This is a genomic window from Streptomyces sp. NPDC050617 (assembly GCF_040654795.1).
Classification (GTDB): domain Bacteria; phylum Actinomycetota; class Actinomycetes; order Streptomycetales; family Streptomycetaceae; genus Streptomyces.
Genome location: NZ_JBFAIS010000016.1, coordinates 33,573 through 52,672, shown reverse-complemented (window position 1 = coordinate 52,672; position 19,100 = coordinate 33,573). Strand labels below are relative to the sequence as shown.

At 72.8% G+C, this 19,100-nt stretch carries 17 protein-coding genes; 9 read left to right on the top strand and 8 right to left on the bottom strand.

Annotated elements, in window-relative coordinates; translation table 11 throughout:
* Nucleotides 1-57: 57 nt before the first annotated feature.
* Nucleotides 58-1,737, top strand: a complete 1,680-nt coding sequence (locus AB0I49_RS21780) for a hypothetical protein (RefSeq protein ID WP_363228674.1) — start codon at nt 58-60, stop codon at nt 1,735-1,737.
* A gap of 93 nt (nt 1,738-1,830) precedes the next feature.
* On the opposite strand, the gene AB0I49_RS21775 is transcribed toward AB0I49_RS21780, so the two are convergent.
* A complete protein-coding gene (locus AB0I49_RS21775) occupies nt 1,831-2,322 on the bottom strand; it encodes a hypothetical protein (protein ID WP_363228673.1) in 492 nt (163 codons plus the stop codon).
* Nucleotides 2,323-2,680: 358 nt separating this feature from the next.
* On the opposite strand from AB0I49_RS21775, the gene AB0I49_RS21770 reads away from it, so the two are divergent.
* Together AB0I49_RS21770 and AB0I49_RS21765 are read left to right on the top strand one after the other, a co-directional pair.
* Complete coding sequence (locus AB0I49_RS21770) at nt 2,681-4,168, top strand: alkaline phosphatase D family protein (RefSeq protein ID WP_363228672.1); 1,488 nt, start codon at nt 2,681-2,683, stop codon at nt 4,166-4,168.
* 95 nt (nt 4,169-4,263) lie between these two features.
* Nucleotides 4,264-5,601, top strand: coding sequence for a multidrug effflux MFS transporter (locus tag AB0I49_RS21765; protein WP_363228671.1), 1,338 nt, complete (start codon nt 4,264-4,266; stop codon nt 5,599-5,601).
* 64 nt (nt 5,602-5,665) lie between these two features.
* On the opposite strand, the gene AB0I49_RS21760 is transcribed toward AB0I49_RS21765, so the two are convergent.
* Together AB0I49_RS21760 and htpG are read right to left on the bottom strand one after the other, a co-directional pair.
* On the bottom strand, nt 5,666-6,118 hold the full coding sequence (locus AB0I49_RS21760) for a DNA-binding protein (protein WP_363228670.1): 453 nt from the start codon (nt 6,116-6,118) through the stop codon (nt 5,666-5,668).
* 136 nt (nt 6,119-6,254) lie between these two features.
* The gene (gene htpG / locus AB0I49_RS21755) at nt 6,255-8,213 is read right to left on the bottom strand and encodes a molecular chaperone HtpG (RefSeq protein WP_363228669.1); all 1,959 of its coding nucleotides are present in this window, start codon (nt 8,211-8,213) and stop codon (nt 6,255-6,257) included.
* A 310-nt stretch (nt 8,214-8,523) separates the two neighbouring features.
* Between htpG and AB0I49_RS21750 the strand changes: the two genes are divergently transcribed.
* The 3 genes from AB0I49_RS21750 (at nt 8,524) to AB0I49_RS21740 (ending at nt 10,494) form a co-directional block, all read left to right on the top strand.
* A complete protein-coding gene (locus tag AB0I49_RS21750) occupies nt 8,524-8,889 on the top strand; it encodes a hypothetical protein (protein ID WP_363228668.1) in 366 nt (121 codons plus the stop codon).
* A gap of 23 nt (nt 8,890-8,912) precedes the next feature.
* A complete protein-coding gene (locus AB0I49_RS21745) occupies nt 8,913-9,278 on the top strand; it encodes a hypothetical protein (RefSeq protein ID WP_363228667.1) in 366 nt (121 codons plus the stop codon).
* A 208-nt stretch (nt 9,279-9,486) separates the two neighbouring features.
* Entirely contained in the window at nt 9,487-10,494 is a 1,008-nt protein-coding gene (locus tag AB0I49_RS21740) for a small ribosomal subunit Rsm22 family protein (protein ID WP_363228666.1), read from the top strand.
* Between the two features lie 48 nt (nt 10,495-10,542).
* Here AB0I49_RS21740 and ddaH read toward each other — a convergent pair whose 3' ends face one another.
* Nucleotides 10,543-11,358: a dimethylargininase gene (gene ddaH / locus AB0I49_RS21735; RefSeq protein ID WP_363228665.1), complete on the bottom strand. Its 816-nt coding sequence runs from the start codon at nt 11,356-11,358 to the stop codon at nt 10,543-10,545.
* 221 nt (nt 11,359-11,579) lie between these two features.
* Here ddaH and AB0I49_RS21730 point away from each other — a divergent pair, with 221 nt between their 5' ends.
* Complete coding sequence (locus AB0I49_RS21730) at nt 11,580-12,176, top strand: TetR/AcrR family transcriptional regulator (RefSeq protein ID WP_363228664.1); 597 nt, start codon at nt 11,580-11,582, stop codon at nt 12,174-12,176.
* Between the two features lie 220 nt (nt 12,177-12,396).
* Nucleotides 12,397-13,119 (top strand): bifunctional DNA primase/polymerase, encoded by a 723-nt coding sequence (locus AB0I49_RS21725; protein WP_363228663.1) that lies wholly within the window; start codon nt 12,397-12,399, stop codon nt 13,117-13,119.
* A 66-nt stretch (nt 13,120-13,185) separates the two neighbouring features.
* Here AB0I49_RS21725 and AB0I49_RS21720 read toward each other — a convergent pair whose 3' ends face one another.
* The 4 genes from AB0I49_RS21720 to AB0I49_RS21705 all read right to left on the bottom strand — a co-directional run bounded on the left by AB0I49_RS21720 (nt 13,186) and on the right by AB0I49_RS21705 (nt 17,381).
* Nucleotides 13,186-14,157, bottom strand: coding sequence for a hypothetical protein (locus AB0I49_RS21720; protein ID WP_363228662.1), 972 nt, complete (start codon nt 14,155-14,157; stop codon nt 13,186-13,188).
* 90 nt (nt 14,158-14,247) lie between these two features.
* On the bottom strand, nt 14,248-15,111 hold the full coding sequence (locus tag AB0I49_RS21715) for a heme ABC transporter ATP-binding protein (protein WP_363228772.1): 864 nt from the start codon (nt 15,109-15,111) through the stop codon (nt 14,248-14,250).
* A 118-nt stretch (nt 15,112-15,229) separates the two neighbouring features.
* Nucleotides 15,230-16,339 (bottom strand): iron ABC transporter permease, encoded by a 1,110-nt coding sequence (locus AB0I49_RS21710; protein WP_363228661.1) that lies wholly within the window; start codon nt 16,337-16,339, stop codon nt 15,230-15,232.
* 1 nt (nt 16,340) lies between these two features.
* The gene (locus AB0I49_RS21705) at nt 16,341-17,381 is read right to left on the bottom strand and encodes an ABC transporter substrate-binding protein (RefSeq protein ID WP_363228660.1); all 1,041 of its coding nucleotides are present in this window, start codon (nt 17,379-17,381) and stop codon (nt 16,341-16,343) included.
* A gap of 94 nt (nt 17,382-17,475) precedes the next feature.
* Between AB0I49_RS21705 and AB0I49_RS21700 the strand changes: the two genes are divergently transcribed.
* Entirely contained in the window at nt 17,476-18,948 is a 1,473-nt protein-coding gene (locus AB0I49_RS21700; protein WP_363228659.1) for an HtaA domain-containing protein, read from the top strand.
* Nucleotides 18,949-19,100: the final 152 nt, after the last annotated feature.

The window sequence follows — 19,100 nt, the reverse complement described above, 5'->3', positions numbered from 1 at the left end:
GAACGCAATTCCCGCCGCCGCGCCCCGAAGGCGGCGGCCGAAACGAGGAGGGAACCGATGGGACAGACCCAGGACCGGTCCGCGGAGCCGGACGGCGACGGCGGGGCCGGGGCGGAGCCGGAAGCGGGCCCCGTCTCCGGTCCCGGCGGCACGGCCGCGGACGGCGACACGGCGATCGTGGGCGGCGTCATCGGCGCCCCCGCGCCGCGTGTCACCGACAGCGGAGCGGGCGCCGAGGAGGAGTCCGGCGGCGCGGGCCGCGGCGGACCGGCGGCCGTGCCGGGCACGCTGGGCCGGGGGGAGGCCGAGCCCGACGAGGCGCCGTCCGCGTCGGCCGCCGCCGGGGAGTCGGCGCACGCCGGGGTGGCGGTGGGCGTCGCGACGGCCGCCGTCGAGGCGACGGCCGAGGAGCCGCCGCCCGCCGCCCCGGTGTCCGAGTCGTCCTCGGGTGTCGTCAAGGGGGCTGTGGCCCCCGTGGCAGGGGACGAGCCGGCCGCGAAGGAGCCCGCGGGCGAGGCGGAACACAAGGCAGCGGAGACGGCGGAGGCAGCGGAGGAAGCGGGGACGGCGGGAGGTCCGGAGAAGAAGGCGGGCCGTCTGCTGACTGGCCGGAAGGCGGGCAAGAAGGCCGCGACGGCCGCCGCGGGCGCGGGCACCGCCACCGCCGCCGCTGCCGTGGCCGCCTCCGCCGCGCCGCCCGGCGACGGGACGGGCGCCCCCTCGCCCAAGCGCCCCGGCCGCGTGCCGAAGCCCATGGTGGCCGCCGCGGCGTTCGCCGGGGCCGCCCTGCTGGCCACGCCCTTCGTCGTCTCCGCGCTCCAGAGCGGCGGCGGCGCGTCCGGGCCCGGCGAGCGGGCGGCGGCCTGGAGCGCGGGCGACCCCGCCGAGGGGTACGTGCCCGGCACCGACCCGGCCGAGCGCCGGGCCGCGGGCCTGCCGGCCGTCGGCGGGCCCACGAACGGGGCCTCCGACCACGGCGGCACGGACGCGAGTTCGCCGGGCGGCGGAGCGAAGGGCGACGGCGACGGCGGCGCCCGTACGGACGGCGGCGCGGACAAGAAGGCCGACGGCGGCGGGGACACGGGCAAGGGCGGCGGGAGCGCCGACGCGGGCAAGGGCAGCGGCTCCAAGAGCAGCGGCGCCGGCTCCAGCGGCTCCACGAGCAAGAGCGACAGCTCCAAGGGGGGCGGCGCCCCCAAGTCCATGAACAAGATGGTGTCGTCCGTCGTCTTCAGCGCCGTCGCGGGCCCCGACTGCGACAGCCAGCGCTTCCAGAAGAACGGTTACTTCACCGACGGCAAGAAGGGCTGGACCTCGTCGTCCGGCGGCTACAGCGGTTCCGGCTGCGGCGGCTCGTACCTCTCGGTGCCGATGTCCGGGGACTCGCACGACAAGGGGAACAGCGTCAACTGGCTGTTCGACACCCCCGCGAACGCCAAGCAGTGCGGCATCTCGGTCTACATCCCCCGGAACAGCAGCCTGCAGAAGGTGGGCGGCGACCCCTCGCACTACACGGTCTACAAGTACTTCACGCCCAAGAGCAGCAACCAGATCGGGTCGTTCTCGATCCGGCAGGTCGACAACCAGGGCGGCTGGTACAACGTGCCCGGCACGTTCCCGGTGACCAACCAGAAGCTCGCGGTCCAGCTGCACGACCAGGGGTACGACTGGCACGGCGACACGAGCACGTACGCGCATCACGCGGCCTCGGCGCTCAAGGTCTCCTGCACGTCGTAGCCGGCCGGGCGCCCGCCGCCCGGACGCCGATGAGGGGCGAGCCGCCGGACTCGCCCCTCATCGCGGTGTGTTCGCGTGTTCGCGCCGCGCGGTTCAGCGCACGGTCACCGTCAGCACGGGGGAGACGACCCCGCCGCCGGCGATGCGCAGCTCGTTCTTGCCCTTGATGCCGAGCTTGACGCGCAGGGAGTACGTGCCGGACTTGTTGACGGCGACGGACGCGGGCAGCGAGACCCACTTGGCGCCCTGCTTCTGCTGCAGGGTGACCGTGGTGCCCGCCTTGATGCCGGTCGCCGTGCCGGAGATCCGGAACTGCTCCCACGCCTTGACCGAGGTCGCGCTGGCCTTGGCGGTGAGCGCGGCCTTGGCGGGGGCGGGCTTCGCGGGAGCCGGAGCCGGCTTGGCGGGCGCGGGCTTGGCGGGTACGGGCTTGGCCGGCGCGGGCTTCGCCGGGGCCGGCTTCGCGGGGGCGGTCTTCGCCGGGGCCGGAGCCGGGTTCGAGGCCGCCATGGCGGCGGTCGCGCCGCCGGTGAGCACGGCGGCGCTGAGGGCACCTACAACGGCGAGACGGTATGCACGGTTCATGGGGGGGTCCTCCCTGGTGTGCGTGTTGTAAGCCTTCACGGAGGAACACGGTGAAAATGGGGCTGTGGTTGCCTCTGCTCCGAAGGTTCTCGACAAATCTTCGCGCACCGTCAACTCGGGCACCGCCCAAGCCCCTTGAACACCGCCCGGCGGACAGCCGAGGCTGCCCGATCAGCCGCGTCCGGCCCGGCCGATGCCCGAGCCCGCGCCCGTCACCACGGCTGTTCGTCGAACGGAGTGAGGACGCGTGCCGTCAGGGCCCGGACGCGTAGCGCGATCGTCCATGGGACCGGAGGGCACGCGAGATGCGGCGCGTAGCGGCCTTCACAACCGGACGCCGCCGCGCGACGCTGGCCCCATGGCCCCGCAGTCGCTCACCGAGAACCCCTTCACCCTTGGCGTGGCGTCCGGCGACCCGCTGCCGGGCTCCGTCGTGCTGTGGACACGGCTCGCGCCCCGGCCCTACGAGGCGGGCGGCGGCCTGCCGCCGACCGGCAGTGTGAGCGTCGGCTGGGAGGTGGCCGCGGACGACGCGTTCGGCTCGCCCGTGCAGAGCGGCACCGTGGCCGCGCCCGCCGCGGACAACTACACCGTGCACCTCGACGTACGCGGCCTCGAACCCGCCCACGACTACTACTACCGCTTCCGCGTGGACCGGTGGACCAGCCGGACCGGCCGCACCCGCACCGCGCCCGCGGCCGGCGCGGCCGTGGAGGGGCTGCGGCTCGGCCTCGTCTCCTGCCAGCAGTACGACGAGGGCTACTACACGGCCCTCGCGCACCTCGCGGAGGAGGACCTCGACGCCGTCCTGTTCGTCGGCGACTACATCTACGAGAACGCCATCAACGCCAAGGCGGGCGCCCGGAACTACACCGACCACCCGCTGCCCGCGGTCTTCAACCACTGGACGGTCACGCTCGACGACTACCGGCTGCGGTACGCGCTCGGGAAGTCGGACCCGGACCTCCAGGCCGCGCACGCCGCCCACCCCTGGATCGTCACCTGGGACGACCACGAGGTCGAGAACAACTACGCGGGCGACATCTCCCAGCACAACGATCCGGTCGCCCAGTTCCGCCGGCGCCGGGCCGCCGCGTACCGCGCGTACTGGGAGAACATGCCGCTGCGCGAGGCCCAGCGGCCCAAGGGCCCGGACATGATCCTCTACCGCCGCTTCCAGTACGGGAGCCTCGCCCAGTTCGACGTGCTCGACACCCGGCAGTACCGCTCCGACCAGGCGTACGGCAACGGCTGGAACTACCCCGGCCCCGAGTCCGAGAACCCCGCCCGCACCCTCACCGGCGCGGCCCAGGAGCGCTGGCTCCTCGCAGGGTTCCGCGCCTCCACCGCCGTCTGGAACGTCATCCCGCAGCAGGTCGTCTTCTGCCGCCGCAAGAACACCACCGCCGCCCGCTCCCGGCTCTCCATGGACGCCTGGGACGGCTACCCCGCCTCCCGCGCGCGCGTGCTGGCCGGGGCCGCCCAGGCCGGGATCGGCAACCTCGTCGTCCTCACCGGGGACGTGCACGTCAACTACGCCATGGACATCAAGAAGGACTTCAACAAGCCCGGCTCCCGGACGCTCGGCGTCGAGTTCGTCGGCACCTCCGTCTCCAGCGGCTTCGACGGGACGGACAAGCCCGCCGACTGGTCCACCATGACGGCCGCCAACCCGCACATGAAGTTCTACAACGGCCGCCGCGGGTACGTCCTGCTCTCGCTCGACGAGGAGCGCGTACGGGCCGACTTCCGCACCGTCACCGGCGTCCGCACCCCCGGCGCACCCGTCTCCACGGCCGCCTCCTTCATCTCGGAGGCGGGCGATCCGGGGGTGAGACCGGCTTGACCGCAATGCGACCCGGTTCATACCTCGGTAAGGGCCGCAGCCCCTCGTGGTCATGACACCATGGTGTATCAACCAAGTACCCCATGGAGAGACGAATGACGGACCCCGGCCCCACCACGGCCGCGACCCAGAAGGACCCCGAAACCCCCGAGAATTCCGAGCCGCGCGAGACCTCCGAGAACGCTGACGGAATCCGCATACCCACCCCGCCCAAGGCCGCGGCACGCCGCGCCGGCCTGCTCGTCACCCTGGTGCTCGGCGGTCTCACCGCGCTCCCGCCGCTCTCCATGGACATGTACCTCCCGGCGCTCCCGGAGGTCACCGACGCCCTGCACAGCCCGGCCGCGACCGTCCAGCTGACCCTGACCGCCTGCCTCGTCGGCATGGCGCTCGGCCAGCTCGTCGTCGGCCCCATGAGCGACAAGTGGGGGCGCCGCCGCCCGCTCCTCACGGGCATGGCGATCTACATCCTCGCCACCGCCGTCTGCGCCGTCGCGCCCACCGCGCCGCTGCTCATCGGGTTCCGTCTGGTCCAGGGCCTCGCCGGGGCCGCCGGCATCGTCATCGCCCGCGCCGTCGTCCGCGACCTCTACGACGGCATCGCCATGGCCCGCTTCTTCTCCACCCTGATGCTCATATCGGGCGTCGCGCCCGTCGTCGCCCCCCTCATCGGCGGCCAGATCCTGCGGCTCACCGACTGGCGCGGCGTCTTCGTCCTCCTGACCGTCATCGGCATCCTGCTCACCCTCGTCGTCTGGCGCTGGCTGCACGAGACCCTGCCGCCGGAGCGCCGCCACGCGGGCGGCCTCGGCGACGCCCTGCGCACCATGCGCTCGCTCCTCGCCGACCGCGTCTTCGCCGGCTACACCCTCGCTGGCGGCCTCGCCTTCGGCGCGCTCTTCGCCTACATCTCGGCCTCGCCCTTCGTCGTGCAGGACATCTACGGGGCCTCCCCGCAGACCTTCTCCCTGCTGTTCGGGATCAACTCCATCGGGCTCGTCGCCGTCGGCCAGCTCAACGGCAAGGTCCTCGTCGGCCGCGTCAGCCTCGACAAGGCCCTCGCCGTGGGCCTCACCGTGATCACCCTCGCCTCCGTCGCGCTGCTCCTGATGACCTCCGGCGTCTTCGGCGAACCGGGGCTGGCGCCCATCGCCGTCGGACTGTTCGTGCTGATGTCCGCGATGGGCCTCGCCATGCCCAACACCAACGCCCAGGCCCTCATGCGCTCCCGCGATGCCGCGGGCTCCGCCTCCGCGCTGCTGGGCACCTCCACCTTCCTGCTGGGCGCGATCGCCTCGCCGCTCGTCGGCATCGCGGGCGAGCACACGGCCGTACCGATGGCCGTCGTCCAGCTGGCCTGCGCGCTCGCCGCCGTCGCCGCCTTCGTGGGGCTGTGCCGCCCCTGGCAGCGCAGGAACGAGACCATGAGCTGAGAGAGCCGGCCCCGCCAGGGGCCGCGCCGGGCCACGGGCCCGGAGTGAGGGCGGACCCCCGCCCCTACTCCGGGCCCGTCTCCGTACGCTCCAGCAGCCGTTCGTAGCGCTGCCGGGCGGCCTGCGGGGTGCCCAGGCCCAGCCCGAAGGCGACCTCGGGCCAGGTCATGCCGCGCCCCCGCGCCATCTGGAGGAGCCCGGCCTCCAGCTCGTCCAGCTCCCCGCGGACCAGTGGGAGGAGCGACAGGGCGGCGGTGATGTCCGCGTGGTCCACCTCGGGCTCGCCGTCCTCGCGGAGCGCGGCCCCGCTGAGCAGGAACGCCACGAGCCGCACGGCCTCGTGCGCGCCGAGGAGCGCGGGGTTGGCCTGCCGGCGGCGCTGCTCGTCGGTGGCCGCGTGCCGCTCGGCGATGCGGAAGAGGGAGGCGTAGACGCGCTGGGCGCGGGCCTCGTCGGGGTGCTGGGGCGTGAAGGGGTCGGGGGCCTGCTCGGGGTTCTCGCCGGATGTGGGAGTCATGCGGCCAGCATGGAAGGGCGCACAAGCCGATGTCAACAGATCGTGATGAACAATCTGTTTGCATGGCGGCTTGTGCGCCCCGACGTCTGACGGACCCATGGCCCGCCGACCCGTCCGACCTGTCCGGCGAAGAGAGCTACAGCGAACGCTCCACCCGCTCCGCCATCAGCTTGATGAACCGCGACGGGTCGCTCAGCTCGCCGCCCTCGGCGAGCAGCGCCATCCCGTAGAGCAGCTCCGCGGTCTCCCCGAGCCCGGCCTCGTCCGCTCCGTCCGCCCCGTCCGCCCCGGAGCGCTCGCCGTGGGCCTTGTTGACCGCGCTCACCAGCGGGTGCCCGGGGTTCAGCTCCAGAATGCGCTTGGCGCGCGGCATGTCCTGCCCCATCGCCCGGTACATCGCCTCCAGGGCCGGGGTCGCGTCATGCTCGTCCGAGACGACGCACGCGGGCGAGGTGGTCAGGCGCGAGGAGAGCCGCACTTCCTTCACGTCCTCGGCCAGCCGCTCCGTCATCCACGTCAGCAGCGCCCCGTACTCCTCCTGCCGCTTCTCGCGCTCGGTCTCGGCCTCCTTCTTCTCCTCCTCGCTGCCGAGGTCGACCTCGCCCTTGGCGACGGACCGCAGCTGCTTGCCCTCGAACTCGGGGACGGCGTCGACCCACACCTCGTCCACCGGGTCGGTGAGCAGCAGCACCTCGATGCCCTTGGCCCGGAACGCCTCCATGTGCGGGGAGTTCTCCAGCGCCTGCCGGCTCTCGCCGGTCAGGTAGTAGATGTGCTCCTGGCCGTCCTTCATGCGCTCCGCGTACTGCGCCAGAGTCGTCGGCGTCTCGGCGTCGTGGGTCGAGGCGAACGAGGAGATGCCGAGGATCGCGTCGCGGTTCTCGAAGTCGCCGAGCAGCCCCTCCTTGAGGACGCGGCCGAACTCCTTCCACAGCGTGGCGTAGCGCTCCGGGGAACCGGACATCATGTCCTTGATCGTGGACAGCACCTTCTTCGCCAGCCGCCGGTGCATCAGCTGGATCTGCCGGTCCTGCTGGAGGATCTCGCGCGACACGTTGAGCGACAGGTCCTGCGCGTCCACGACGCCCTTGACGAACCGCAGGTAGGGCGGCATGAGCGCCTCGCAGTCGTCCATGATGAAGACGCGCTTCACATAGAGCTGCACCCCGCGCTTGTGGTCCCGCATGAACAGGTCCTGCGGCGCGTGCGAGGGGATGAACAGCAGCGCCTGGTACTCGAAGGTGCCCTCCGCCTGCATGCGGATCGTTTCGAGCGGGTCGGTCCAGTCGTGGCTGATGTGCTTGTAGAGCTCGTGGTACTCCTCGTCGCTCACCTCGTCCCGCGACCGCGCCCACAGGGCCTTCATCGAGTTGAGCGTCTCGGGCTCGGGCTCGCTCCCGGTCTCCGGGGCCTCCCCGTCCGCTTCATCGGCGGCGGCGGGCGCCTCGGCCGCCATCCGGATCGGCCAGGTGATGAAGTCGGAGTACCGCTTGACGATCTCCTTGATCTTCCAGGGGGAGGTGTAGTCGTAGAGCTTGTCCTCGGTGTCCGCGGGCTTGAGCCGCAGCGTGACCGAGGTGCCCTGCGGCGCCTCGTCCACGGTCTCGATGGTGTACGTGCCCGTGCCGTCGGATGTCCAGCGGGTGCCCTGGCTCTCGCCCGCGCGCCGGGTCAGCAGCGTGACCTCGTCGGCCACCATGAAGCTCGCGTAGAACCCGACGCCGAACTGGCCGATGAGCCCCTCGGCCGCGGTCGCGTCCTTGGCCTCCTTCAGCTCCTGGAGGAACTTCGCCGTGCCGGAGTTGGCGATGGTCCCGATGAGTTCGCGGACCTCGTCGTACGACATGCCGATGCCGTTGTCCCGTACGACCAGCGTGCGGGCCTCGCCGTCGGCCTCGATGGCGATGTGGAGATCGGACGTGTCCGCGCCGAGCGCGTCGTCGCGCAGCGATTCCAGACGCAACTTGTCCAGCGCGTCGGAGGAGTTGGAGATCAGCTCGCGCAGGAAGACATCCTTGTTCGAGTAGATCGAGTGGATCATCATCTGCAGGAGCTGGCGTGCTTCTACCTGGAACTCGAACGTTTCGGTCGGCATGATTCGCTATTCCTTCTCAGGTGCCTAGGACTGACCTGGGAACTCTAAAACAGCCGACCGGCACGGGTCCGGGCCCTGCCGAACTCCGCCGAACTCCGTCGATACGGAATCCGTGCCGCCGCTCTCCACCGCAGCGCGCAGCCGCAGCACACGACTGGCTCAACTTCGTTCACACTATTGACACTTGGCGTACACAATCAGACTCTTTTGCGACCGGGCCGTTCGTCTTGTCGCGGCCCGGTGCTCCGTGTGCCAGGAAACAGCCCGCAGCGTCCGCCCCCGGCCAAGGGGCGGAGGAGAGGAGACGACTGTGCTCAGACGCACGGCGACGGCGCTGGCCGTGGCGACCCTCGCCCTGAGCGGCGCCCTCGTCAGCACTGCCGCGAGCGCCGCGCCCGCGGCGAAGGCGGCGGTCGACTGCAAGCACTCGATCAGCCATGAGACACCCGGCAGCGCCTCCGGGACCTTCAAGAAGAGCATCACCCTCAAGACCGGCCCGTACGCCGACTGCGGAAAGGTGAAGCAATTCCCCGAGGGCTCCAAATTCTGGATCTGGTGCGGGGCGTACAACAACTACAAGAACCTCTGGTATTACGGCCGCGTCGACGGCACGCAGACCAAGGGCTGGGTGTACGGGGACAACCTGGTGTGGTCCGGGACCTGGAAGAGCTGCTGAGAAGCCGAGAAGAGGAGACGACTGTGCTCAGACGGACCATGACGGCCCTGGCCGTGTCGACGCTCGCCCTGAGCGGCGCCCTCGTCAGCACTGCCGCGAGCGCCGCGCCCGCGGCGAAGGCGGCGGTCGACTGCAAGCACTCGATCACCCATGACCACCCCGGCAGCGCCTCCGGCACGTTCACGGGGGGCTTCAACCTCAAGACCGGCCCCTACGCGGACTGCGCGAAGGTGAAGAAGTTCCCCGAGGGCACGAAGTTCTGGATCTGGTGCTCCACCTACAACAGTTACAACAACCTCTGGGCGTACGGCCGTGTCGACGGTACGCAGACCAAGGGTTGGATTCCCGTCAAGGATCTGATGTGGCACGGCTATATGTACGCGTGCTGAGCGCGCAATGCCGCAATGCCGCAATGCCGCAATACCGTAATCCCGTGATACCGCAATCCAGTAATGCCGTGATCCCGTAATGCCGTGGCGCTGCGATGCCGTAGCGCCGTGGTGCCGCGATGTCGTGACGCGCGGTTCCGGCCGGGGCGCCGGCCGCCCGGCCGGGACCGTCGTCCCGGCCGGTCCGGCGGCCCGTAGAATTCGGCGGATGTACGACGCCCCCGATTCCCCCCGGACCGGCGAGACGCTGCGCGCGGCGCTCGCCGAGCTGCTCGACGGGCTTCCGCCCAAGCAGGCCGCGCAGGCCGTCGAGCGGCTGATCGCCAACTACCGGGGGCGCACGCCGACGGACGCGCCCGTGCTGCGCGACCGTTCGGACGTGGTCGCCTACGCCGCGTACCGGATGCCCGCGACCTTCGAGGCCGTACGCGCCGCCCTCGACGCGTTCCGGGAGCAGGACCCCGACTGGTCGCCGGCCACCCACGTGGACGTCGGCGGCGGCACCGGCGCGGCGAGCTGGGCGGTGGACGCCGCCTGGCCCGGCGCCGAGCGCGCCACGACCGTCCTCGACTGGGCCGAACCGGCGCTCGCGCTGGGCGGCGAACTCGTCCGCGGCACGGCGTCTTCGGCCCTGCGCGCGGCACGGTGGGAGCGGGCGGAGATCGGCGCCGGGCTGAAGCTGCCGGACGCGGACCTCGTCACCGTCTCGTACGTGCTCGGCGAGCTGACCGAGGCCGCCCGCGACGCCGTGGCCGAGGAGGCCGCCCGCGCCGCGCGGGCCGTCGTGATCATCGAACCCGGCACCCCCGACGGCTACCGCCGCGTCCTCACGGCCCGCGACCGGCTGATCGCCGCGGGGCTGCGGGTGGTCGCGCCGTGCCCGCACAGCGCGGGCTGCCCGATCGTGCCGGGCACGGACTGGTGCCACTTCTCGGCCAGGGTCAGCCGCTCCTCCCTGCACCGCCGGGTCAAGGGCGGCTCGCTGCCGTACGAGGACGAGAAGTTCAGCTACGTCGCGGCCGTACGGACCCCCGTGGACCCGGCCCCGTCCCGCGTCGTCCGCAGGCCGCAGATCCGCAAGGGGCAGGTGCTGCTGGACCTCTGCACGGCCGAGGAGCAGATCCGCCGCGAGACCGTCACCAAGCGCCACGGCCCCCTCTACCGCGCGGCGCGCGACGCCGACTGGGGCGACGCCTGGCCGCCGCCGTCGGAGTGACGGGGGCCGGCCGCCCGTTCGGCGCGGCCGGACCCCATCCGTTTCCGCTCAGCGCAGTTCCTGCGTGCAGCACTTGACGCTGCCGCCGCTCTTGAGCAGTTCGCCCAGGTCCAGCCCGACCGGCTCGAACCCCCGCTCGCGCAGCGGCCCGAACAGCCCCACCGCCGCCTGCGGCAGCATCACGTGGAGGCCGTCGCTCACCGCGTTGAGCCCCAGCGCCGCCGCGTCCGCCTCGGCGGCGATCAGGGCGTCGGGGAACAGCCGCTCCAGCACCGCCCGGCTGCCGGGCGAGAAGGCCGCCGGGTAGTACATGACCTCGTCGGCTTCGGCGTCGAGCACGCACAGCGCCGTGTCGAGGTGGTAGTAGCGCGGATCGACGAGGTCGAGCCCGATCACCGGGCGGCCGAAGTACTCCTGGACCTCGGCGTGCGAGAGCGGGCTGCTGCGGAAGCCGCGGCCGGCCAGCAGCCAGGAGGAGGTGACGGCGAAGTCGCCCTCGCCCTCGTTGATGTGCTCCGGCTCCCGGACGTCGCGGTAGCCGTGCGCGCGGAACCACTCGGCGTGCACGGCGGCCTCGGCGGTCCGCTCGGCGTGGGCGAAGCGCGCGCCGAGCACGCGGCCGTCCACGACCGTCGCGCCGTTGGCGGTGAAGACCATGTCGGGCAGGCCGGGGCGGGGTTCGAGCTCCTCGACGGTGTGGCCGAACGACCGGTAGCGGTCGCGCAGGTCCTCCCACTGCGCGACGGCGAGCCGCAGGTCCACCGGCTTGGCCGGGTCCATCCAGGGGTTGATGGAGTACGTGACGCGGAAGTGGTCCGGAGGGCACATCAGATAGCGCCGGGGGGTGGCGGAACGCGGTGGCATACGCAAGGAGAGCTCCTCACGACGGAGTCGGGCACGTACGGGATGTCGCACGTGCCCAAATCGTCCACCCCGGCGCTCCGCACCGCATGATCCGTACGGGTGGTTCACGGCCCGTGTCCGGTATGGCCTGCGCCCGGCGGGCCGGCCCCCGGCCCCCGCGCGGCGCACCGCCCGGCCCAAGACGAAACGTCTCGGCTAGGGCGCTCGATATCCTTCGGGTCATGCCGAACAAGACAGCGCCCGACTCCACCCGCCGCAGCGAGCGGTCCCGCCGCGCCATCCTGGACGCCTCCCTCGAACTCGTGGCCGAAAGCGGCTTCGCCAAGCTGACCATCGAGGCCATCGCCGCCCGCGCCGGCGTCGGCAAGCAGACGATCTACCGCTGGTGGCCCTCGAAGGCCGCCGTGCTCTTCGAGGCGTGCGTCCCCGACGGCGGCGACCCCCGGGCCGTGGAGCTGCCCGACACCGGCGACATCGAAGCCGACCTCAAGACCGTGCTGCGGGCCACCGTCGACGAACTCAACGACCCCCGCCTCGCCGCGCCCACCCGCGCGCTCGCCGCCGAGTCGCAGAATGACGAGGACCTCGCGGCCCTGCTCACCGAGCGGGTGCTCGAACCGCAGCTCCAGGCGTACGTACGGCGGTTCAGGACCGCCCAGGAAGCCGGTCAGGTCGCCGAGGGCATCGATCTGCGCATCGCCCTCGAACTGCTCGTCGGCCCCCTTTTCCACCGCTTCATGACCCGCACCCTCCCGGTCACCCACGAGTACGCCGACACCGTCGCCGACCTCGCGCTGAACGGCCTGCGCCCCCGCTGACGGCCCGCGCCGGCCGCCCTCCGCCGGCCACGGTCCGTACGCCCTACGCACACAGTCCGTACGGGCCCCGGCGCGCCACCGGTGCGCGCCCCCGCCTGCCGACGTACGCCCCTGACGCCCGTACGACCCGTCCCGGCCACCCCGGATACGGACACTGGTCACACCAGGAGCAGGATGGTGGCAGCATTGATCCCAGCCCGCGGTCGAAGTGAGGGGATAGATGGAACGCAAAAGCAGGTTCTCCCAATGGCTGCGCCGACCGAGGAGCACGGCCGCCGATACGGGTGCGGACGCCCAGGCCGTCCGCGAGGATCTGCTCCTGGCCGCCGCCGTCGCGGGCTTCCCACTGGCCCTCGCGGCGCATCCGTCGGGATACGGCTGTTCCTGCGAACGCATCGGCTGTCCGACGCCGGGCCGCCACCCCGTCTCCTTCGCCTGGCAGACGCTCGCCTCCACCGACCCCGAGAAGGTCGGCGGCTGGCTGCGGGCCAACCCCCAGGCCAACTTCATCACCGCCACCGGCATCGACCACGACGTCCTCGACGTGCCCCTCGAAGCGGGGCGGCAGGCCCTGGAACGGCTCGGCGCGGCGGGCGTCGAGGTCGGCCCCGTCGCCACCTGCGCGCCCGACCGGATGCTGTTCTTCACCAAGACCCGCGGCACCCCGGACGACGAGGACGAGTGGTGGCCGTGCGAGCTGGACTGCCACCCCGAGACCATGGACGAGCACCCCGGGCTGCGCTGGCACTGCCGCGGCAGCTATGTGCTCGTACCGCCCTCGCGGGTGCCCGGCGACGGGATCGTGGCCTGGCTCCTCGGCCCCGAGCGGCCGCTGCCCGAGCCGCTGACGCTGCTGGAGTCGCTCACCGACGCCTGCGCGCAGTTCGCGGGGGAGCGGCCGGACCACGACCACGAATCCGCGGCCTGGCCGATCGGCCGCTGACACCGGCCCGCCGCCCTCCTCGGGGCCAGGGCCGTCCGTACGGGCGTCAGCCGCGCCGTACGGGCCTCAGTCGCCCTTGACCGCGGTGAGCCCCTCGATCCGGTTGAGGAAGGACACCTGGCCGCCCGCGTCCTTCGACGGCACCCGCACCGCCGACTCCGAGACCTTGGTGAACGTCACCGACCGCTTGAAGTCGCCGGTCAGCAGCGCCCTCGTGCGCGGATCGCCGATCGCCGGCTTCACCCCCTTGGCCAGCGTCCGCTTCTCCCGGTGGTGCGCGGTGAAGAAGACCACCGCGCCGCCGTCCTTCGTGCGCAGCGCCAGCGGCGCGTACTCGGGAGGCCCGGCCGGGGTGTCGATGTACGCCGTCCAGAACGACGGGGTGCGCCGCAGCTTCTCGCGGGCCTCGCGCGTCCGCGACGTCGACTGGCCCGGCGCGAACTTCCCCTTGCCGCTCTGGAGGTACGTCGTGTACGCGCCGCTCATCGCGGCCGGATCGACGACCAGCCCCGAGCCCTCGCCCACCGGCACCGGCTCGGCCCAGCCGTCCTTGCCGGCCGCGAACTCGGGCCGGTCGTCCGGATTGAGGATCGACAGATAGGCCGCGCGCCACGGCTTCTTCGCCCCGTCCCGCGTGAAGACCAGGTACCAGCGGTTGCCGTCGCGGTTGCTGGCGGCGTCCGCGACGAAGAACTTCGGCCACCCGGCCTGCGCGGGGATGGTGAAGCGGGGGTCCTTGAACTCCAGCGCCGGGTACGACTTGTTCCCGCCGGGGGAGAGGGTGTGCTGCGCGGTGAGGTCGGCCCGGTTGTTCGCTGCCAGCGGCCCGGCCTCGAACGCGTCGACGGCCGCCGGATCGAGCTCCCGGTACGCCTTGTTGTACGCGTCCGTGAACCCCTGGAGGACCTTGGGGGCCTCCTCCCGGCTCACCGCGGGCAGGATCTCCCGCTCGCCGTGCACCGTCACGCACCCGGTCAGCGTGAGGAGCGTCGAGGCCGCGAGTGCGGTGAACAGGCGACGGGGCAACCGGCGTCTCATCGGGCTTCGGCTCCTTCGGGCTGCTTGGGACGGCGCAACCCTACCGGGGGCGGAGCGGGCGAGGAGGGCGGGTACCGGGAACCGCGGCCCTCAGCCCCCGTCCCGCCGCCGGGCCCTCGGCTCCCGCCGGGGCATCACCAGCGGCTCCCCGGTCCGCGGATGCGGGACGACCTCCACCGGCTGCCGGTAGACGCGCGTCAGCAGCTCGGCGTCGAAGACGCGCTCCGGCGGGCCTTCCGCCGCGATCCGCCCCTCGTGCAGCACGGCCACCCGGTCCGCGTACGCGGCGGCCAGCCCGAGGTCGTGCAGGACGACCACCACCGCGTCCCCGGCCGCCGCCCGCTCCCGGCACACCCGCAGCACCAGCTCCTGATGGCGCAGGTCGAGCGCGGCCGTCGGCTCGTCGAGCAGCAGCAGCGGTGCGCGCTGCGCCAGCACCCGCGCCAGCGCGACGCGGGCGCGCTCGCCCCCGGACAGCGCGGAGAACGGCCGCTCGGCGAACTCCGCCACCTCGGCGGCGGCCATCGCCTCGTACACCGCGTCGTCGTCCGCGTCCTCGGCGGGCGTACCGGCCCAGGGCGCGCGCCCCATCCGTACGACCTCCTCAACCGCGAACGGGAAGGACACCGCGGCCGACTGCGGCAGCACGGCCCGGCGCAGCGCCAGGTCGGGGGCGGACCAGTCGGCGGCGGCGCGCCCGTCCACGCGGACCTCGCCGGACTCGGCGGGCAGATCGGCGGCGAGCGCGGCGAGCAGCGTCGACTTCCCCGCCCCGTTGGGCCCCACCAGCGCCAGCACCTCACCGGCGGCGACCTGGAGATCGGCCTCGGCCAGGACGGTACGCGCCCCCAACCGCACCCGCAGGGCGACGGCTTCGACGAGGGGAGCACCGGGGGCAGGGGGCTGGGGGAGCGCCCGCTGCCGGGAGGAGAACAGCCCCTTGATCATGCCCAGCCTCCTTGTTTGCGCCTGGTCCGTCGCAACAGCCAGCTGTGTTCTTCCGGGGGCAACCCCCGGACCCCCGGCCGGAAACCCAGGCGGGGCCGGTCGGCGGTCTGCGGCGAGCGGTGTGTCATGCCCAGCCTCCCTGCTTGCGCCTGGTCCGCCTCAGCAACCAGAAGAAGAACGGGCTTCCGAAGAGGGCCGTCAGGACGCCCAGCGGCAGCTCCGCCGGCTGGGCGACGGTGCGGGCCGCGAGGTCGGCGGCGACCAGGACGAGGGCGCCGCCGAGCGCGCTGCCCGGTACGAGGAGCCGGTGGCCGGGGCCCGCGGCCATGCGCAGGAGGTGGGGGACGAGCAGGCCCACGAAGGTGATGATCCCGGCCACCGCCACCGCGGCGGCCGTCAGCAGCGCGACGATCAGGACCAGAGTGATCCGCAGCCGCTCCACGTCGACGCCCAGGTGGCGGGCGGGGCGTTCGCCGAGCGAGAGGAGGTCCAGCTTCCGCGCGTAGAAGGGGGCCACGGCCAGCCCGGCCAGGGCGCACGGCAGCACGGCCAGCACCTTCGGCCAGGTGGCCTGTGCGAGGGAGCCGAGCTGCCAGAAGGTGATCTGGGTGACCTGTGCGTTGTCCGCGAAGAAGATGAAGAGGCCGATCAGCGCGCCCGCGAAGGCGTTCACGGCGATGCCGGTGAGGATCAGCGTCACCACCTCCGTACGGCCGCCCGACCGCGACAGCGCGTAGACGAGCAGCACCGTGACGAGCCCGGCGGCGAACGCGCAGGCCGTCACCGTCCAGTTGCCGAAGAAGCTCAGCCCCAGCGCGATCGAGCCGACCGCCCCGACGGCCGCGCCCGCGGAGATGCCGATGACGCCGGGTTCGGCGAGCGGGTTGCCGAACACGCCCTGCATCAAGGCGCCCGCGCACCCGAGCGACGCGCCGACGAGGAGGGCGAGGGCGACGCGCGGCAGCCGTACGTTCCACAGCACGCTCTCGCCGACCCGGTCCAGCCGGGCCCCGCCGAGCCCGACGCGGTGCAGCAGCGAGCCGAGGACGTCGCCGACGGGGATCTCGTACGCGCCGATGCCCGCGGAGAGCAGGCAGAGGACGAGCAGGGCGGCGGCCATGGCCGCGATGAGCAGGGTCCGCCGCCCGCGGCGGCCGGCGGCGCGCGGCCGGGGCGGTGCGCCTTCGGCGTCCACGGGGCCCTCGGCCGTCGCGTCCTTCGTCACAACGGCCATGTCAGGAGCCGCCCTTGTGGATCTGCTCGACGAGGGACTTGAGCACGGTGTCCGTGCGCGGGCCGAAGTTGAGCAGGACGCCGTCGTCGACCGTGGCGATCCGGCGGTCCATCCCGGCCGGGGTCTCGGCGACGCCCGGCACCTTCAGCAGGCCGTCCACGCCGCCCACCGAGTCGAGCCCCTTGGTCATCAGGAGCAGCACGTCGGGCGCGGCCTTCGCGAGGGCCTCGCTGGTGATCGGCGTGAAGTCCTTCTTCAGCCCGGACTCCACGCCCGCGTCGACGCCGCCCGCCGCCTCGATGAGCGAGTCCGCGCCGGAGCCCTTGCCGCCGAGGAGGTAGACGGCGGCCGAGCCGCGGAGGTAGAGGAAGGCGACGCGGGGCTTCTTGCCGCCGTGCGGGATGCCCTTCCGCACGGCGGCGACGCGCTGCTCGGTCCGTTTGCGCAGCTCGTCGCCGGACGCGCGTACGCCGAGCGCCGCCGCGACCTCGTCGATGCGGGTTCCGACGTCGGCGAGCTTCTTGGGCGGGTCGAGGACGACGAGGGGGATGCCCGCGGCCCGGATCTGCTCGATGGCCTCGGCCGGTCCGGTCGTGGTGTCGGCGAGGACGAGGGTGGGCTTGAGGGAGAGCACGCTCTCCGCCGAGACGTCGTGCGCGCGGGTCACCACCGGCAGTTTCCTGGCCTGCTCGAAGGTGGCGGTGATGTCGCGGGCGACGACGTGGTCGCCGAGGCCGAGGGTGAAGACGGTCTCGGAGAGCGAGCCGGTGAGCGGGACGATCCTCTCGACGCTGCGCACGGTCACGTCGTGGCCGTCGGCGGACCGCACGGTGGCGGGCAGCTCGGGCGCGGGGCGCGTCGCGATCGGCTGTACGCGGTCGGCGGCGGCCCGCTGCTTCTTCGCGTCGGCCGGACTCTTGCCGTTCCCCTCGGCGGACGCGCCGCAGCCGACGAGCGCCATGGCCAGGGCGAGGACCGCCACGAGTGCGCGGAGGGGGCGTGGGGCCCGTATCGGCGCGCCCGCCGACTGCCGTTGCTGCACGATTCAGCCTTTCCGCTTCCGGGAGGTATCCGACCTGAACTGTTGTAGCTTAGGTTAGCCTTACCTTAATAACCACACCCTGGAGGGGTTCCTGATGCTGCCGTTCAGACCTGTGCGCGCCGTCGGTGCGGGCAGGGCGCTCGCCCTCGCGCTCTCCGCGGCGCTGACGGCGGCGCTGCTGCTCCCGGCGGGCACGGCCCACGCGGCGGACAGTCGCACGGTCTCGGGCGGCAGGCTCGACTGGGGCATCAAATCCTCCTTCCAGAGCTACGTCACCGGGCCCATCGCGCACGGCAGTTGGACCCTCCAGGGCGGGGCGGCCACGGTCGGCGGCAGCGCGTTCCGCTTCCACTCCGCCAAGGGCTCGTACGCACCGGACAGCGGCGATTTCGAGGCGGGCTTCTCCGGCGGGGTCCGCTTCACCGGCCACCAGAAGCCCGACGGCAGCCACGAACTGGACCTCACCATCAGCCGCCCCACCGTCCGGATAGCCGGCGGCAAGGGCACGCTCTACGCCGACATGGTCAGCAAGGCCAAGGGCAGCGGGCGCGTCACCACCGCCTCCCAGGTGCCGCTGGCCGCGCTGAACCTCTCCGGCGTGAACATGCGCGGCGGCGGTACCGCCGTCTCCCTCGCCGACATCCCCGCCACCCTCACCGCGCAGGGCGCGCAGGCGTTCGCCGGCTACTACACGGCGGGCACCGCGCTCGACCCGGTGAACCTGTCGGCCGACGTCCGGCCGGGCGCGGCGGACCCGTCCCCGAACGCGACGCCTTCCGGCGACGCGGCCAAGGACAAGGACAAGGAGCACGAGAAGGACGCGCCCAAGGGCGAGTTCACGGACGCGGCCGTCGACTGGGGCGTGCGCCGGACCTTCCGCGAGTACGTCACCGGGCCCATCGCCCAGGGCAAGTGGCAGCTCGGCGACGGCGCTCAGGACGGCGGCGCGCTCTTCCGCTTCCCCCAGGGCAAGGGCTCCTACGACGAGGACAAGGGCGCCCTGGACGCCTCCTTCGCGGGCACCCTGCGCTTCACCGGCAAACACCTCGACCTCGCCTTCAGCGAGGTGAAGGTCGCGGTCCGGGACGGCAAGGGCACGCTGTCCGCGGGCGTCGCCGACGGTAAGAGCGAGCCCAAGTCCGTACCGCTCGCCACGTTCGAGGCGAAGAGCCTCAAGCCGAAGGACGGCCTGATCGCGATCGCCGAAGCGCCGGCCAAGCTGACCGCCGAGGGAGCGAAGGCGTTCGGCTCCATGTACCAGGAGGGCGCCGACATGGACCCGGTCTCCCTCTCCGTCGCCCTCGACGCCAAGGCGAAGCTGCCGCCGCTGCCGGACATCGGGCACGCGCCGAGCGCGACGCCGACGGCGGCCGACGCGAGCCCGACGCCCGCCGCAGCCGCTTCTTCGTCGGACTCGTCGAGCTCATCGGCCGTGCCGATCGCGGCGGGCGCGGGCGCGCTGGTCGCTCTGATCGCCGCCGGCGCCGCCTTCACCGTCGTCCGCAAGCACCGGACGGCCGCCGCCGGAGCGGGCGCGGAGGACGGAACCCCGCCCGCGAAGGACTGACGGGCGTGCGCCGCGCGCTCCGCGGCGATGGGCCGGCCCCTGTCGCTCCCGTGCCGCCCCTGCCGTGCGACGGCCCCGGCTTACGGCCTCGGCTTACGGCCCTGGCTTACGGCCTCCTCGGCCGTGAACCGCATCCCCCCAACACCCCCTCA

What these genes read in the sequence shown, in the direction of transcription:
- AB0I49_RS21725 (WP_363228663.1), top strand. Translation starts at nt 12,397, where the DNA reads ATGGAACGCAAAAGCAGGTTCTCCCAATGGCTGCGCCGACCGAGGAGC.
- htpG (WP_363228669.1), bottom strand. Translation starts at nt 8,213, where the DNA reads ATGCCGACCGAAACGTTCGAGTTCCAGGTAGAAGCACGCCAGCTCCTG.
- AB0I49_RS21720 (WP_363228662.1), bottom strand. Translation starts at nt 14,157, where the DNA reads ATGAGACGCCGGTTGCCCCGTCGCCTGTTCACCGCACTCGCGGCCTCG.
- AB0I49_RS21740 (WP_363228666.1), top strand. Translation starts at nt 9,487, where the DNA reads ATGTACGACGCCCCCGATTCCCCCCGGACCGGCGAGACGCTGCGCGCG.
- AB0I49_RS21760 (WP_363228670.1), bottom strand. Translation starts at nt 6,118, where the DNA reads ATGACTCCCACATCCGGCGAGAACCCCGAGCAGGCCCCCGACCCCTTC.
- ddaH (WP_363228665.1), bottom strand. Translation starts at nt 11,358, where the DNA reads ATGCCACCGCGTTCCGCCACCCCCCGGCGCTATCTGATGTGCCCTCCG.
- AB0I49_RS21730 (WP_363228664.1), top strand. Translation starts at nt 11,580, where the DNA reads ATGCCGAACAAGACAGCGCCCGACTCCACCCGCCGCAGCGAGCGGTCC.
- AB0I49_RS21700 (WP_363228659.1), top strand. Translation starts at nt 17,476, where the DNA reads ATGCTGCCGTTCAGACCTGTGCGCGCCGTCGGTGCGGGCAGGGCGCTC.
- AB0I49_RS21710 (WP_363228661.1), bottom strand. Translation starts at nt 16,339, where the DNA reads ATGGCCGTTGTGACGAAGGACGCGACGGCCGAGGGCCCCGTGGACGCC.
- AB0I49_RS21780 (WP_363228674.1), top strand. Translation starts at nt 58, where the DNA reads ATGGGACAGACCCAGGACCGGTCCGCGGAGCCGGACGGCGACGGCGGG.
- AB0I49_RS21765 (WP_363228671.1), top strand. Translation starts at nt 4,264, where the DNA reads ATGACGGACCCCGGCCCCACCACGGCCGCGACCCAGAAGGACCCCGAA.
- AB0I49_RS21775 (WP_363228673.1), bottom strand. Translation starts at nt 2,322, where the DNA reads ATGAACCGTGCATACCGTCTCGCCGTTGTAGGTGCCCTCAGCGCCGCC.
- AB0I49_RS21770 (WP_363228672.1), top strand. Translation starts at nt 2,681, where the DNA reads ATGGCCCCGCAGTCGCTCACCGAGAACCCCTTCACCCTTGGCGTGGCG.